We start from the raw sequence: 13921 nt of genomic DNA on the forward strand, positions 1-13921 counted from the left end.
GCCAGTTGATTGTGGCGAGAACGAACAGCTTTCTAGATACGTGTTTTGACTGAAAAGTGAAGACACACCAAATTTTGCTTGGCGACCATAGCGCTTTGGACCCACCTGACTCCATGCCGAACTCAGTAGTGAAACGAAGCAGCGCCGATGGTAGTGTGGGGTCTCCCCATGTGAGAGTAGGACATCGCCAGGCTTTGAATACAATTGATTAAAGCAAAGAGATATAAGCCTTTAATCATACAGAATTGGTGCGGAGTGGTAGTTCAGTTGGTTAGAATACCGGCCTGTCACGCCGGGGGTCGCGGGTTCGAGTCCCGTCCACTCCGCCACTACTTAGAAACCCTAGCTAAAAAGCTGGGGTTTTTTGTTATTGACTAGGTTCGCCCTGCGGGCGAATGAGTCCCGCAGGATGGCCTGCCCGTTGTCCGCAACCCCGGCCCTCCGCCACTACTTAGAAACCCTAGCTGAAAAGCTGGGGTTTTTTGCGTTTAAGCCCCTGGATAGTGATGTTGGGGCTTTTTGGATTATCGCATCGTATCGAGTAGGGCATTGAGTAAAGGCTCTTTGGCGCGGGAAGTTTTACAACAAAGGCCTAGTTCGAGAGGTTGTACGATTTCTTGGCGCAAGCGCTCAACCTTGTCCTTTACTGGACTGTTATCAATCACCACATCCGGTGCAACACCAATACCACAGCCTAATGCCACCATACTGACTATCGCCTCGTGACCCGCTATTTGTGCGTAGACGTTTGGTTCGATGCTTTTGCTGGCTAGCCACTGATCCGCGAGATCACGGGCTGTCCCTGCTTCGGGCAAGATCAAAGGTGTGTGTTGCCAGTCAATGGTTTGCAGATCAATGCCACTGCTGGCCATTGCCGGCGCGATAACCGACAAGCTCACGGTATCAATGGGTTGAAAGACTAAACTTGACGACAAATACTTTGGTTTAGCGGCAATGGCAATGTCTGCACTATTGTCTTGCACCTTTTCTTCTGCCTGAGCGGGATCGCCGGTCAGCAGTTGTAGCTCGATATTTGGGTATTGCTGACGAAATCGCGCGAGGAGCTCAGGTAAATGGCTATAGCTGGCGGTGACCGAGCAAAAGAGCGTGAGTTTACCGCCGAGCAAAGAGGCATGTTCATTAATATTGGCTTTGGTGGTATGCCATAGTTGTAAGATTTCTCGCGCCACGGGTAATAACGTTTTTCCTGCGGGTGTTAAGGTAACGGCTTTGTTAGTCCGAATAAACAACGGTTGACCGATGTCCCCCTCAAGCCGTTGAATAATCCGACTTAAGGCCGATGGGCTAGCATGCATGGCTTTTGCCGCACGGGTATAGCTTTTGGTATCACAGAGGTGAAGAAAACCCGTAAGTTGTTTGGTGTTCATGGTGTGTTCTTGCTTTATTTGCAATGTCATGTTGTGAATATATCACTTTAGGCAATGTGACGGTTAAGGTAGTATCAAAATTATGCGGTGAAAACACACCTAATCATGGATTCGAATCAATGGAGCACCCTATGGCGAACTACTTTAATACCCTGAATTTGCGTCAACAATTGGAACAATTAGGCGTTTGTCGATTTATGTCGCGCGATGAATTTGCCAACGAGGCCGAATTCCTCAAAGGTAAAAAAGTGGTGATTGTTGGCTGTGGGGCGCAAGGGCTTAATCAGGGTCTAAACATGCGTGATTCGGGTCTTGATGTGGCTTATGCACTGCGTCAGGCGGCGATTGATGAGAAGCGTCCTTCTTACCAAAACGCGGTCGATCATGGGTTTAAAGTGGGGAGCTACCAAGATGTGATCCCACAAGCGGATTTGGTGATCAATCTGACCCCAGATAAGCAACACTCCAACGTCGTAGAGACCGTCATGCCGTTGATGAAAGATGGCGCTGCGCTCGGTTACTCTCATGGCTTTAATATCGTCGAAGTGGGTCAGCGCATTCGTGAAGATATTACCGTCGTTATGGTGGCGCCTAAGTGTCCAGGTACCGAAGTGCGTGAAGAGTATAAACGCGGCTTTGGTGTGCCGACGCTGATCGCGGTCCACCCAGAAAATGATCCTAACGGCGAAGGCTTTGAGGTTGCGAAAGCATGGGCAGCCGCAACCGGCGGTCATCGTGCCGGGGTGCTAGCGTCTTCGTTTGTGGCGGAAGTAAAATCAGACCTGATGGGCGAACAAACCATCCTGTGTGGCATGCTGCAGGCCGGATCGGTTGTTTGCTATGAGAAAATGATTGCAGAAGGTGTTGAGCCGGGTTATGCGGGTAAACTTATTCAATATGGCTGGGAAACCATTACTGAAGCGCTGAAATTCGGTGGCATCACGCATATGATGGATCGCTTGTCCAACCCCGCGAAAGTAAAAGCCTTTGAGCTGTCGGAGTCGCTTAAAGAGCTTATGCGTCCCCTTTACAACAAACACATGGATGACATTATCTCTGGCCATTTCTCCGTGACCATGATGGCCGATTGGGATAATGGCGATAAAGATCTTTTCACTTGGCGTGAGGAAACGGCACAGACCGCGTTTGAAAACTATCCCGAGTCAGATGCCAGTATCAGTGAGCAAGAATTCTTTGATAACGGTATTTTGATGGTTGCTATGGTGCGTGCTGGGGTCGAGCTTGCCTTTGAGGTCATGGTGTCGTCCGGTATTGTGGAAGAGTCGGCGTATTACGAGTCATTGCATGAGTTGCCGTTGATTGCCAACACCATTGCACGTAAGCGTCTTTACGAAATGAACGTGGTTATTTCCGATACGGCAGAGTACGGTAACTACTTGTTCGCTAATGTGGCGACGCCATTGTTGCGCGAGCATTTTATGCCAACGGTGGGCGCGGATGTGATTGGCAAAGGATTGTCAGAAACATCTAATCAGGTTGATAACGCCACCTTGATTGAAGTGAATGACCGTATTCGTCATCACCCGATCGAATATATCGGCGAAGAGTTACGCGGCTATATGACTGATATGAAACAGATTGCACTTGATAATTAATCGCGCTCGATAACTGACTGCCGTCAGTTGAAATGATACGCAGAGATAAGCCTGGCCTGAGGGTCAGGCTTTTTGCGTTGATGCGATCGGTTATTGCTGGTTATCTTGCGATTGGCCGATCTTTGTTTCCATTTCTTCAAGCTTTGCTTCGAGCTCGGTGAGCTTTTGACGCGTGCGCAGTAGTACCTGAGTTTGTACATCAAACTCCTCGCGGCTTACCACGTCAAGCTTAGTCAGCTGGCCTTGAATGGCTTGGCGAACACGGCTTTCCATATCCGTGCCTAACTCTTTGACAGGCTGAGGCATGGCATCGTGAATTTGCTTGGCCATTTGCTCAAGTTTTTTCGGGTCAAACATGGAATACTCCTTCATTAACTGTCTTTATTCTATGTAAATACGTACAGCTTGTCGAAAGGATGACAAAAGAAAAGGGCCCGTAGGCCCTTAATAGGATGCATTAATGTGATGCACGATAGTCTTCATCGAGCTTATCAAGCTCATCGTCTTCGACAAACACCGGCAGCGGCTTGTGCTTGCTGGCCAGATAGGTATAAATCACTGGCAGAACGAATAGCGTGAATAATGTCCCGATGGCAAGACCCGCCACGATGACTATCCCGATGCTAAAGCGTTGTTCGGCACCGGCGCCGCTAGCAAACATAAGCGGGATAAGGCCTGCAATCATTGCAGCTGTTGTCATCAAGATCGGACGCAGACGAATTTTTGCAGCCTCTTTTACCGCTTCCATTCGACTGGCTTGGTGATATAGCTGCTGCTCTTTGGCGACTTCACAGATCAAAATACCGTGCTTGGTAATTAAACCTATCAAGGTTATCAGCCCCACCTGCGAGTAGATATTCATCGATGACAGCCCCCAGGCCAAAGCAATCAAAGCACCACAAATCGCCAGAGGCACTGAGACCAAGATCACCAAAGGGTCGAGTAGCGATTCGAACTGAATCGCAAGCACCAAGTAAATAATCGCCAGTGCAAACAAGAAAGTTGCATACAGCGCACTGCCTTCAGTGACGTATTGACGCGATTCACCAAGATAATCGTGCTGATACCCTTTTGGTAGTTCTGCCGCTTTGCTTTCAAACCACTCTACGGCGGTACCCATGGTCACGCTAGGGGCAGCAACGGCACTAATCGTCGCGGCATTCAATTGATTAAAATGAGGTAACGAGCGCGGCTCGCCTGTCACTTCAATATCAATCAAAGAGCCGAGAGGTATCGAATCACCGTTGGCAGCGCTCACGTAGTAGCTTTCGATCGACTCAGGATTAAGGCGATATTTACGCTCAACTTGCGGGATCACTTCATACGATCGGCCGTCAAAGTCAATACGATTAATGTAGCCATCGGCCATCATGGTCCCGATCGTCGTACCGATATCACGCATGGTGACGCCATACGATCCCGCTTTATCCTTATCAATATGGATATTCATGGTGGCGGAGTCGAAGTTAAGGTTAAGCTCCGAGTAAACGAAATTTGGGCTTGATTGCACTTCGCCCATGATTTCAGCGGTTACCTGATACAGGCTTTCGAAGTTATTGGGCGATGTCACCACAAATTGAATAGGCAAACCTGAGGAAGCGCCTGGCAATTCCGGCATTTCGAAGGTGGTGACCTTCATACCTGGGATATCCTTCACTTCATTCGCCATGCGTTTGACTACCTCAGACTGGCTCGCTTCCCGCTCGCTCCAAGGTACTAATGAGGCGATACCAAAGGCTTGATTCGACTTAGGTACCCCGGAGAAGACTTGTGAGAAAGCCACTTCGGGTTGCTGGTCCAGTTTTTGGTTCACTTCCGCCATGCTATTTTGGATGTAATCCAAGTTAGCGGTGGAGGGCGCAGTACCCATCATGACCACCACGCCTTTATCCTCTGACGGAGCAAGCTCACTAGGAATAAAGCTAAACAGCACCGGCAGGGAAGCGAATACAATCACCGCAAACGTCACGATCACCGGACGGCGCTCCATCACCTTGCTGAGCATACGCGCATACTTATCTGTCATCCCATCAAGGAAGCGATGTACCGCTAACTCAAAACGACTCGGTTGCGCATTGGCTTTTAACAAGGTCGCACACATCACCGGCGAGAGCGTTAGTGCCACAATACCGGACACAAACACCGCCCCAGCAAGCGTTAATGCAAACTCCTTAAACAGGGAGCCGGTGATCCCGCCCATCATGGCGATAGGGGCATAAACGGCTGCCAGTGTTAGCGTCATAGAAATAACGGGCACTGCTATCTCACGGGTACCAATGATGGCGGCACGGAACGGCGACTCACCTAACTTAATATGACGGTCGATATTCTCGAGCACCACAATGGCGTCATCGACCACCAAGCCGATGGCCAGAACCATGGCCAGTAGCGTCATCAAGTTCAGTGAGAAGCCAATCATTTCCATCACTAGCGCTACACCAATCAGCGACAGCGGGATGGTAATAATGGGGATGATCACCGCGCGGAACGAGCCCAAGAACAGAGTAATAACCACTAACACAATTAATGCGGCTTCGATGATGGTTTTGATTACCTCATTGATTGACTCATTGATCGCATTCGACGAGTCATACAACACGTTCATCTCAATGTTGCTGGGCATGTTACGTTCCACTTCGGGCAACATATCCATCACGTCGGCAGCAATATTGATCGGGTTGGCTGAGGGGGTAGCGTTAATGGCTGCGACAACTGCCTCGGAACCATTGGCAAGCGCTCGGACTCGGTCGTGACTTTTTTCCAGCGAGACGTTAGCAATATCGCCTAACCGCACGACGCGGCCATCTTGTGTATCAACCACCAGTTTGGCTAATTCTTCCGGCGTTGAAACTTGCGTATCCGCACTGCCGTTGTAGACCATAAAGGTACCGGTAGCTTGACCGGTTGCCGACTGGTAGTTATTGGCATCGAGTACTGACATGACATCAGTGGCACTTAGCTTAAAGGCCGCCATCTTTTCAGGATCAAGCCATACACGTAAGCCGTACTTCACCCCGCCATATAGATCGATTTTTGACACCCCACCCACGGTAAACAATTGGGGTTTAACCACGCGCTCAAGATAATCAGTGATCTGGCTCGAGTCGAGTTCTGGCGAGGTAAAACCGATATACATGACGGCGGTCGTAGAGCCGGTCGACATGGATACGGACGGATCTTCTGATTCTGCCGGGAGCTGTGCCCTTACCGAATTGACTTTGGCCAGTATATCTGCCAAGGCGGCATTCGGATCGGTATTTAGCTTCATGTTGACCGTGATTGTCGATGATCCCAGCACCGATTCTGAGGTCATAAAGTCAATATTGTCAGCTTGGGCGACAGCTTGCTCGAGCGGGGTGGTAATAAAACCCTGAATCAAGTCAGCACTGGCACCATAATAGCTGGTTGTGATGGTGACCACGGTATTGGTCATCTCCGGGTATTCCCTAACTTGCATCTTAAATAAAGACTGCAAACCGAGCAGCGCAATCAGAATACTGATTGACGCAGCTAGCACTGGGCGCCGGATAAAAATATCAGTAAAGCGCATCACATCCTCGTCTTACAATTGAGGTAATTGTTCTGGTGGAGTGAGAGCGTCGTTGTCGACGATTTTCACTTTAGAGCCATTGCTTAAGCGCACCTGGCCGGACGTAACAACCTGATCACCAGGCTTTAGACCGTCGATAATGCGTGCTTGATGGCCACGACGCTCGCCGACTTTAAGGACTTGTTGATAAGCGCGCTTTTCTCCATCTTCTTCACGGATCACATACACACTTTCACCGTATAGATTGAAGTTAATCGCGGTTTGATCAATCACTATTTGATTCTCAACCGTCGGCAAAACGATATCGGCGCGGGCGAACATCCCTGAGCGTAACTGGCCATCATTGTTGGGAATATTGGCTTCCACTTTAATCAGGCCGCTCTGGCTGTTGACCGCAGGCTCGATAGCACTGATAGAGCCGATGAATTCTTTTTCAGGATAAGCATCGACTGTAATGCGTAATGCCTGGCTTAGACGGAGCTTCGAGATATCGGTTTGCGGCACGGTAAAGCGCAGTTTCATTACCGAGGTATCTTCTAGTCGAGCAATATCGGTACCTGGCTGCAGGTACTCACCCATAAATACATTACGCAGGCCAATCACACCATCAAAGGGAGCTTGAAGGTTACGACGTGCAATGGTGGCTTCAAGCGCATTAATGTCAGCTTGTAAAGAACGGTAATTCGCTTCAGCTTCATCCAATGCTTCTTTAGAAATCGACCCTTTAGTAAACAGTCCTTGATAACGTTTGAACTTGGCTTCTGCGGCGGGTAATCGTGCTTGCGTACTTGCCAAGTTGGCTTTTTCAACGCTAGAGTCGAGTTCAACCAGATTTTGCCCACGTTTAACGGTTTGGCCTGATTCAAAGTTGATCACATCCACCACACCGGCAATTTGCGTGGTTAAGGTGATCCCTTGATTGGGCTCAACAAACCCGATGGCGTCCATGGTGGGTGTCCAGGGTTCAGCGTTAACGGTCACTGCCGTCACTGGGTGCGTCGGCTCTGGCATGTTTGCCATATACTCTGCAACCTTTTGCTGCTTAAATAGGTTAAAGCCAATCACACTGCCAAACAGCAGCAGTGCAAGGATAACCATAAAGAAAAACCATTTTTTCATCGAAGTAAGCTCCGAGCGTCGTTAGTGAAGAGAAATTGCATCCCAGCAAGCTTGGATCGCATCTGCGATAGCATAACTGTCTAGAGTTATAACACCCCGAACCTGTTTGCGAGCTAAACAAAAAACGGGTTCAAGCCCCAAGGTGATGAGCACCTCATCGTCCAGTGGCTTAAAGCGCTTTTGCCGCTTACCTTCCTGAAAGACTTGATAAAGTTCAGAGAAGGCCTCTCGCTCTTGCTGGGTTTGTGACTGATCATCGCGTGGCAGGGCATCAAACTGGTCACGAGATAATAATAAGTGATCGCGTTGTAGCATCATGGTCCACGTGTTGCGCCATAACCGCTCAAATTGATCTTTTAGGGTTGGTTCATCCTTTACCCCCTGTTGAATATGGGTCGCACATTGCATCATAAGGTGCATAGACAGTTGACGAAGCAAGTCTTCTTTATCGTTAAAATAGCGATAAATGGTGCCGGCGGCCACTTGCGCTTGGGTGGCGACCTGATGCATTGAGACCTTGTCGAGCCCACGCGTGGCAATCAGTTGCTCTGTCGCCGCGAATATTTGCGTACGTTTGTCCATTGATGATGAACTTACTAGTGAATGAACGTTCATTCATTTTAGAGTGAATTTTGTGCGTATGACAAGCATAAATTGTAGCAAGCTTGTTGAGCCTTGCTTGGGTGAGATAGACATCAGTAAGATTCCTTCTACAATGCCCTCTCAGCCATTAACGAGGTGCCGCCATCATGAAGCTTAATCCTGCGCAATCGGATGCAGTCCGCCATATTTCTGGCCCCTGTCTGGTGTTAGCTGGCGCAGGCTCGGGAAAAACACGCGTGATTACGCATAAGATCGCCTATTTGGTTCAACAATGTGGCTATAAAGCGCGTCATATTGCCGCGGTGACTTTCACGAACAAAGCGGCACGAGAGATGAAAGAGCGCGTGGCACAAAGCTTGGGTAAGCAAGAATCGCGCGGCTTGATGGTGTCAACCTTTCATACCTTGGGCCTGAATATTATCCGCCGAGAATACAAAACCTTGGGGTTAAAAGCGGGCTTTTCGTTGTTTGATGATCAAGACCAATTAGCGCTACTCAAAGCTCTGACCGAACAAGAGCTAGATAATGATAAAGACTTGCTGCGTCAATTGGTGCACACCATCTCCAACTGGAAAAATGCCATGTTGGGACCCGATGAAGCGCTGGCGCAAGCACAAGGTGAGCGGGACCAGTTATTTGCCGCCTGCTATGCGCGCTATCAAAAACAAATGCGGGCCTATAACGCGCTCGATTTTGATGATCTTATCTTGATGCCGGTGGCGCTACTTAGCCAAAACCAAACCGTGCGTGAGCGTTGGCAAGCACGTATTCGCTATTTATTGGTCGACGAGTATCAAGATACCAACACCAGCCAGTATCAATTGGTGAAGCTGCTGGTGGGTGAGCGATCACGCTTTACCGTGGTCGGGGATGATGACCAATCGATTTACTCTTGGCGAGGCGCTCAGCCGAAAAACCTGGTGTACTTACAACAAGACTTTCCGCGTCTGCATGTGGTGAAGTTGGAGCAAAATTACCGCTCAACCAGTCGAATACTGCGTGCAGCCAATATCTTGATAGCCAATAACCCCCATGTATTCGAAAAAACGCTATTTTCTGCCTTGCCCGATGGTGACATGCTTAAAGTGCTGACTGCCAATAACGAAGAGCATGAAGCGGAACGTGTGGTTGGGGAACTGATAGGCCACCGTTTTTTAGGGCGTACGCAATACAAAGATTACGCGGTCTTATACCGTGGCAATCATCAATCGCGTTTGATTGAAAAAGCCCTGATACAAAATCGTATCCCATATAAAATATCAGGCGGCACGTCCTTCTTCTCGCGCGCCGAAATTAAAGACATCATGGCCTATTTGCGCTTGTTGACCAACCCAGATGACGACAATGCGTTTTTGCGCGTAGTGAATACGCCGCGACGCGAAATTGGCACGGTGACATTAGAAAAACTCGGCAGTTATGCCAATCAGCGCGGCAAGAGCTTGTTTGCGGCGAGCTTTGAGTTAGGCCTGACCCAGCATTTATCTGGGCGAGGGCTGGCTGCCCTGCAAGCGTTTACGCGGTGGATTGTGGAACTGTCTGATCAGGCTGAGCGGGGCGATACCGTGTCCGCGATACGATCACTGTTGCGAGATACACAGTATGAAGATTGGCTGTATGAGAGTTCATCCAGTCCCAAAGTGGCAGAGATGCGGATGAAAAACGTCTCACAGCTTCACAGTTGGATTGTCGCTGATCTTCAGGGGGATAATCCGGATCAGGTTGAACGAAGCCTGCGAGAAGTGGTTCAGCGCCTGACGCTGCGTGACATGATGGAGCGAGGCGAAGATGATGACGAGGCTGACCAAGTACAGCTGATGACGTTGCACGCATCGAAAGGTCTAGAATTTCCATACGTGTATTTGATCGGTATGGAAGAAGGCTTGTTGCCTCATCAATCGAGTATTGATGAAGATAATATCGACGAAGAGCGGCGTTTAGCTTACGTCGGATTGACCCGTGCGCAAAAGGCGCTGACCTTTGTCGTTTGCAAAGAAAGGCGTCAGTTTGGCGAGCTTATCAAGCCACAACAAAGCCGTTTTCTCGACGAATTGCCGTTTGATGATCTTGAGTGGGAGTCGCAGAAAAAACCTGTGTCTCAAGAAGAGAGAATGGAAAAAGGGCAAGCGGCGATCGCTAACTTAAAAGCCATGCTCGATAAAAACAAGTCATCCTAAACACAGTCTTGCTCAGTAAGTAACGCCGCGAAGGCGGCGTTATTGTCAAACGATTGATGAGCGGTGCTATTAGAGTGCGTCGAGCATGTGCTCGATAGCCGCGACGATTTCATCATCCGAACAGTCCATACAGGTGCCTTTGGCAGGCATCGCATTAAAACCGTTGATCGCATGTTTGGCTAGGGTTTCCATGCCTTTATCAACACGTGGGCCCCAAGCGGCGGCATCACCGGTTTTGGGGGCGCCAGCTGCACCAGTGCTGTGACAGGCTGTGCAGTAAGTATTATAGACCTGGTCACCGCTACGTGGGCCAGTTGGCTCTGCTGCCGCCGTTTGCGTGGGGGCTTCTCCATCAATATACACGTCACCCACAGGTGCAATGCGCTCGGCGATTGCGGCTTTTTCTTGTTCAGACACTTCTAATGCTTGCGCAGCAGAAGCAAATAGTAGGGCTGCTACCGAGGCAACCATAATACGACCTAGACTTTTTCCCTTTGCGCTCACAATGACACTCCCACATTACTGGTGGCTTAACGCCTTTTTTATGTTATTTGCCGCCAACCTTAAGGGGTGAATCAATCAAGAGTGATTCGGTTGCGGCCTGTCAGTCTCGTCTCAACGGATTTGCCAACCTCGCTAGGTTAACCCCGTGTAAAGATTAGGTGATTATAGCGCTTTAGATTGTTACGTTAAACCGTTATAGTAGAGACCTTACTGACGATTTCTACGCGATTTGTTGAAAAAGAGACCAGTCAGTAAAAAAATTAAAAAAAATGCTAGACGGCTGGTGGTGATATCCGTAATATTCGACACCGCCAACGGGGCAAGCGCCCGTAGCTCAGTTGGATAGAGTGTTGGCCTCCGAAGCCAAAGGTCACAGGTTCAAATCCTGTCGGGCGCGCCATTCCGGGATAGGAATATGGCAGAAAATCAGTGGTGGCTGTAGCTCAGTTGGTAGAGCCCTGGATTGTGATTCCAGTTGTCGCGGGTTCAAGTCCCGTCAGCCACCCCATTATTTTCGCACTAAGCGATATGTCGGTGAATAGCGCAGTTTGGTAGCGCATCTGGTTTGGGACCAGAGGGTCGGGGGTTCGAATCCCTCTTCACCGACCACTATTACAAACCCTAGCCTAACGGCTGGGGTTTTTTCGTTTTCTTCCTTCTCCTCTTTCTTCTTTGTTTCTCTTCTCTGTTTCCTTTTGTCTATTCGCTGACATAGAAAATAAAATACGGAAATTAGAGCGCTATCAAGGTTTAGCGAGATAAAAAGTCATCAATTGGTCATAAATTCACAACTGATCGATATAACTGCTATACCTGTCTTTGATAAGGATAAAAAACTACTTAATAAGTAACTTATAACTTATGAAGTGTGTCCATCATTTATAAATCAGTCATTATCACTACGGATGTTATGTGGCTGTTAATTCAGATGGCTTTATTCTATGCGTGATTTGCTTTAAAACAGAGGGAGTGGGAATAGCTTATATCTTTATGATATGAAGTGTGTTTTGTGTCTTGCCGCCGGGCAAGTGCTGGTAGTTAGATGAATGAATATCCGAGATGATTAGGCCTTTATGGTGTTTTCTTCTGTGATGTTGATTTTTTGTGAAATATTTGCCAGATTGGAATCGCATCTCTCCAAGGCGAGGCAGCCCCTTGTTTTGGTTAGCACGTTGATCGTCACCTTTTGACGATATCAAGGATGAAAAATGTCACTGCTAGAAGTTAATAACCTCCGAATAGAGTACCCGTCTCGCCATGGTGTCCACGCGGCCGTGACCTCGCTGTCATTAACGATTGAGCGTGGTGAGATTGTCGGCGTGGTCGGTGAGTCCGGCGCAGGTAAATCAACCGTTGGAAATGCGGTGATTGATTTACTTAGCCCTCCAGGACGCATTGCCAGTGGTGATGTGTACCTCGATGGTCAAAAAATATCGGGCCTGACACCCAATCAAATGCGCAAAGTGCGTGGCGATAAGATTGGCTTTATTTTTCAAGATCCCATGACCTCGCTGAACCCGTTATTTACTGTCGAGCAACAGCTGACAGAAACGATAATAACCAACCTTAATCTGACGTCCCAGCAAGCCTATCAGCGTGCGATAAGCCTGATGGAGCAAGTCGGGATCCCAGAGCCTGAGTTGCGTATTAAGCAGTATCCGCATCAATTTTCTGGTGGGATGCGTCAGCGCGTGGTGATTGCGGTCGCATTGGCCGGTGAGCCAGATTTAATTATCGCTGATGAGCCAACGACAGCATTGGATGTTTCGATTCAAGATCAAATTCTCAATTTGATTCGCGATTTATGCCAGCAGAAAAATGTGGGTTGTATGTTAGTGACCCACGATATGGGCGTAGTGGCGAATGTGACTGATCGTGTCGCGGTCATGTATCGAGGTGACTTAGTTGAACTCGGCACCACACAGCAAGTGTTGGGCGATCCGCAACATCCTTATACCCAAAGTTTAATCTCCGCCGTGCCACGTTCCGATATCAAACTGGATCGTTTTCCTTTGGTGAATTACATCGAAGAAGCAGGCGAAACCCTTGAGCTGGATGTGAAGAACCACTGGCTAGGACAAAGCCAAGACCAACGCGCTTATTCTGGCCCCTTGTTACAAGTAAAGGACGTCTCGTTGCGATTTGTGACCAAGGATTCGTTTTTTGCCAGCCGTCGCGAATATGTCCAAGCCTCGGACCACGTCAGCTTTGATATTGTTGAAGGGGAAACTTTTGGTCTGGTCGGCGAGTCAGGATCCGGGAAGTCAACCATCGCTCGGGCGATTACCGGGCTGTATCCGCCCAATACCGGCCAGATTATTTTTGAAGATATCGATTTGACCGCGATAAAAAGTGAGCGGGCCCGTCGTCCAATCCGTCGTCAAATGCAGATGGTGTTTCAAAACCCCTATTCATCCATGAATCCGCGGATGAAGATTTATGACATTATCGCGGAGCCGATTCGCTTTCACCGCTTGGCAGAAAGTGAGTCGCAAATCCGTCAAATTGTCGGAGACTTGCTCGATCACGTGGGATTAGGCCGTGGTGCTGGGATCAAATATCCGCATGAGTTTTCTGGTGGCCAGCGTCAGCGTATCTCGATTGCCCGCGCACTGGCGACGCGACCACGGTTGCTGATTTGTGACGAGCCAACCTCCGCGTTAGATGTCTCTGTTCAGGCTCAGATCTTAAATCTGCTTAAAGATCTGCAAGACGAGCTCAATCTGACCATGTTATTTATCAGCCATGATTTACCGGTGATTCGTCAAATGTGCGATCGCATTGGGGTGATGCGTAAAGGTCAGCTACTTGAAGTCGCTCCAACCGAGCAACTGTTTACTGACCCACAACATGAATATAGCCGTCATCTTATCTCATTAATGCCTGAGTTTAAGGGAATGAGCACAGAAGGTTTGCAACCGGCATAGCGTGCTATGTCGACGCGGCCAAGGGCCGCACCGTATCTAT

The 13921-nt window shown here is 48.8% G+C and carries 9 protein-coding genes, 4 tRNA genes and 1 rRNA gene; 8 read left to right on the forward strand and 6 right to left on the reverse strand.

The features are described 5' to 3' along the window. Positions 1-77 precede the first annotated feature (77 nt). A 5S ribosomal RNA gene (gene rrf, locus BZG80_RS10335) occupies positions 78-193 on the forward strand. A gap of 59 nt (positions 194-252) precedes the next feature. Beyond that, positions 253-329 (forward strand) — tRNA-Asp (locus tag BZG80_RS10340). Between the two features lie 195 nt (positions 330-524). Here the strand turns inward: BZG80_RS10340 and ilvY are convergent. Then, positions 525-1388, reverse strand: coding sequence for an HTH-type transcriptional activator IlvY (gene ilvY / locus BZG80_RS10345; protein ID WP_077669780.1), 864 nt, complete (start codon positions 1386-1388; stop codon positions 525-527). A gap of 131 nt (positions 1389-1519) precedes the next feature. Here ilvY and ilvC point away from each other — a divergent pair, with 131 nt between their 5' ends. Next, positions 1520-3004: a ketol-acid reductoisomerase gene (gene ilvC / locus BZG80_RS10350; protein ID WP_077679284.1), complete on the forward strand. Its 1485-nt coding sequence runs from the start codon at positions 1520-1522 to the stop codon at positions 3002-3004. A 90-nt stretch (positions 3005-3094) separates the two neighbouring features. On the opposite strand, the gene ubiK is transcribed toward ilvC, so the two are convergent. The 4 genes from ubiK to BZG80_RS10370 all read right to left on the reverse strand — a co-directional run bounded on the left by ubiK (position 3095) and on the right by BZG80_RS10370 (position 8255). After that, positions 3095-3361: a ubiquinone biosynthesis accessory factor UbiK gene (gene ubiK / locus BZG80_RS10355; protein ID WP_021022177.1), complete on the reverse strand. Its 267-nt coding sequence runs from the start codon at positions 3359-3361 to the stop codon at positions 3095-3097. 100 nt (positions 3362-3461) lie between these two features. Next, on the reverse strand, positions 3462-6554 hold the full coding sequence (locus tag BZG80_RS10360) for a multidrug efflux RND transporter permease subunit (protein ID WP_077577388.1): 3093 nt from the start codon (positions 6552-6554) through the stop codon (positions 3462-3464). A gap of 12 nt (positions 6555-6566) precedes the next feature. After that, positions 6567-7673, reverse strand: a complete 1107-nt coding sequence (locus BZG80_RS10365; protein ID WP_077577389.1) for an efflux RND transporter periplasmic adaptor subunit — start codon at positions 7671-7673, stop codon at positions 6567-6569. A 21-nt stretch (positions 7674-7694) separates the two neighbouring features. After that, complete coding sequence (locus tag BZG80_RS10370) at positions 7695-8255, reverse strand: TetR/AcrR family transcriptional regulator (RefSeq protein ID WP_077679285.1); 561 nt, start codon at positions 8253-8255, stop codon at positions 7695-7697. Positions 8256-8422: 167 nt separating this feature from the next. On the opposite strand from BZG80_RS10370, the gene rep reads away from it, so the two are divergent. Then, a complete protein-coding gene (gene rep / locus BZG80_RS10375; protein ID WP_077669765.1) occupies positions 8423-10450 on the forward strand; it encodes a DNA helicase Rep in 2028 nt (675 codons plus the stop codon). 69 nt (positions 10451-10519) lie between these two features. On the opposite strand, the gene BZG80_RS10380 is transcribed toward rep, so the two are convergent. After that, complete coding sequence (locus tag BZG80_RS10380; protein WP_077669766.1) at positions 10520-10954, reverse strand: c-type cytochrome; 435 nt, start codon at positions 10952-10954, stop codon at positions 10520-10522. 323 nt (positions 10955-11277) lie between these two features. On the opposite strand from BZG80_RS10380, the gene BZG80_RS10385 reads away from it, so the two are divergent. The 4 genes from BZG80_RS10385 to BZG80_RS10400 all read left to right on the forward strand — a co-directional run bounded on the left by BZG80_RS10385 (position 11278) and on the right by BZG80_RS10400 (position 13881). Beyond that, positions 11278-11354: transfer RNA gene (locus BZG80_RS10385), tRNA-Arg, on the forward strand. Positions 11355-11386: 32 nt separating this feature from the next. Continuing rightward, positions 11387-11462, forward strand: a tRNA-His gene (locus tag BZG80_RS10390). Positions 11463-11486: 24 nt separating this feature from the next. Then, positions 11487-11563, forward strand: a tRNA-Pro gene (locus BZG80_RS10395). 599 nt (positions 11564-12162) lie between these two features. After that, complete coding sequence (locus BZG80_RS10400) at positions 12163-13881, forward strand: ABC transporter ATP-binding protein (RefSeq protein ID WP_077669767.1); 1719 nt, start codon at positions 12163-12165, stop codon at positions 13879-13881. The last annotated feature ends 40 nt before the right edge of the window (positions 13882-13921 follow it).

Origin of the sequence: Salinivibrio sp. MA440, assembly GCF_001996265.1 — a bacterium.
Lineage (GTDB): Bacteria > Pseudomonadota > Gammaproteobacteria > Enterobacterales > Vibrionaceae > Salinivibrio > Salinivibrio costicola.

Coding starts and splice junctions, on each gene's coding strand:
- BZG80_RS10370 (WP_077679285.1), bottom strand. CDS start 8,255: ATGGACAAACGTACGCAAATATTCGCGGCGACAGAGCAACTGATTGCC.
- ubiK (WP_021022177.1), bottom strand. CDS start 3,361: ATGTTTGACCCGAAAAAACTTGAGCAAATGGCCAAGCAAATTCACGAT.
- rep (WP_077669765.1), top strand. CDS start 8,423: ATGAAGCTTAATCCTGCGCAATCGGATGCAGTCCGCCATATTTCTGGC.
- ilvY (WP_077669780.1), bottom strand. CDS start 1,388: ATGAACACCAAACAACTTACGGGTTTTCTTCACCTCTGTGATACCAAA.
- BZG80_RS10400 (WP_077669767.1), top strand. CDS start 12,163: ATGTCACTGCTAGAAGTTAATAACCTCCGAATAGAGTACCCGTCTCGC.
- ilvC (WP_077679284.1), top strand. CDS start 1,520: ATGGCGAACTACTTTAATACCCTGAATTTGCGTCAACAATTGGAACAA.
- BZG80_RS10365 (WP_077577389.1), bottom strand. CDS start 7,673: ATGAAAAAATGGTTTTTCTTTATGGTTATCCTTGCACTGCTGCTGTTT.
- BZG80_RS10360 (WP_077577388.1), bottom strand. CDS start 6,554: ATGCGCTTTACTGATATTTTTATCCGGCGCCCAGTGCTAGCTGCGTCA.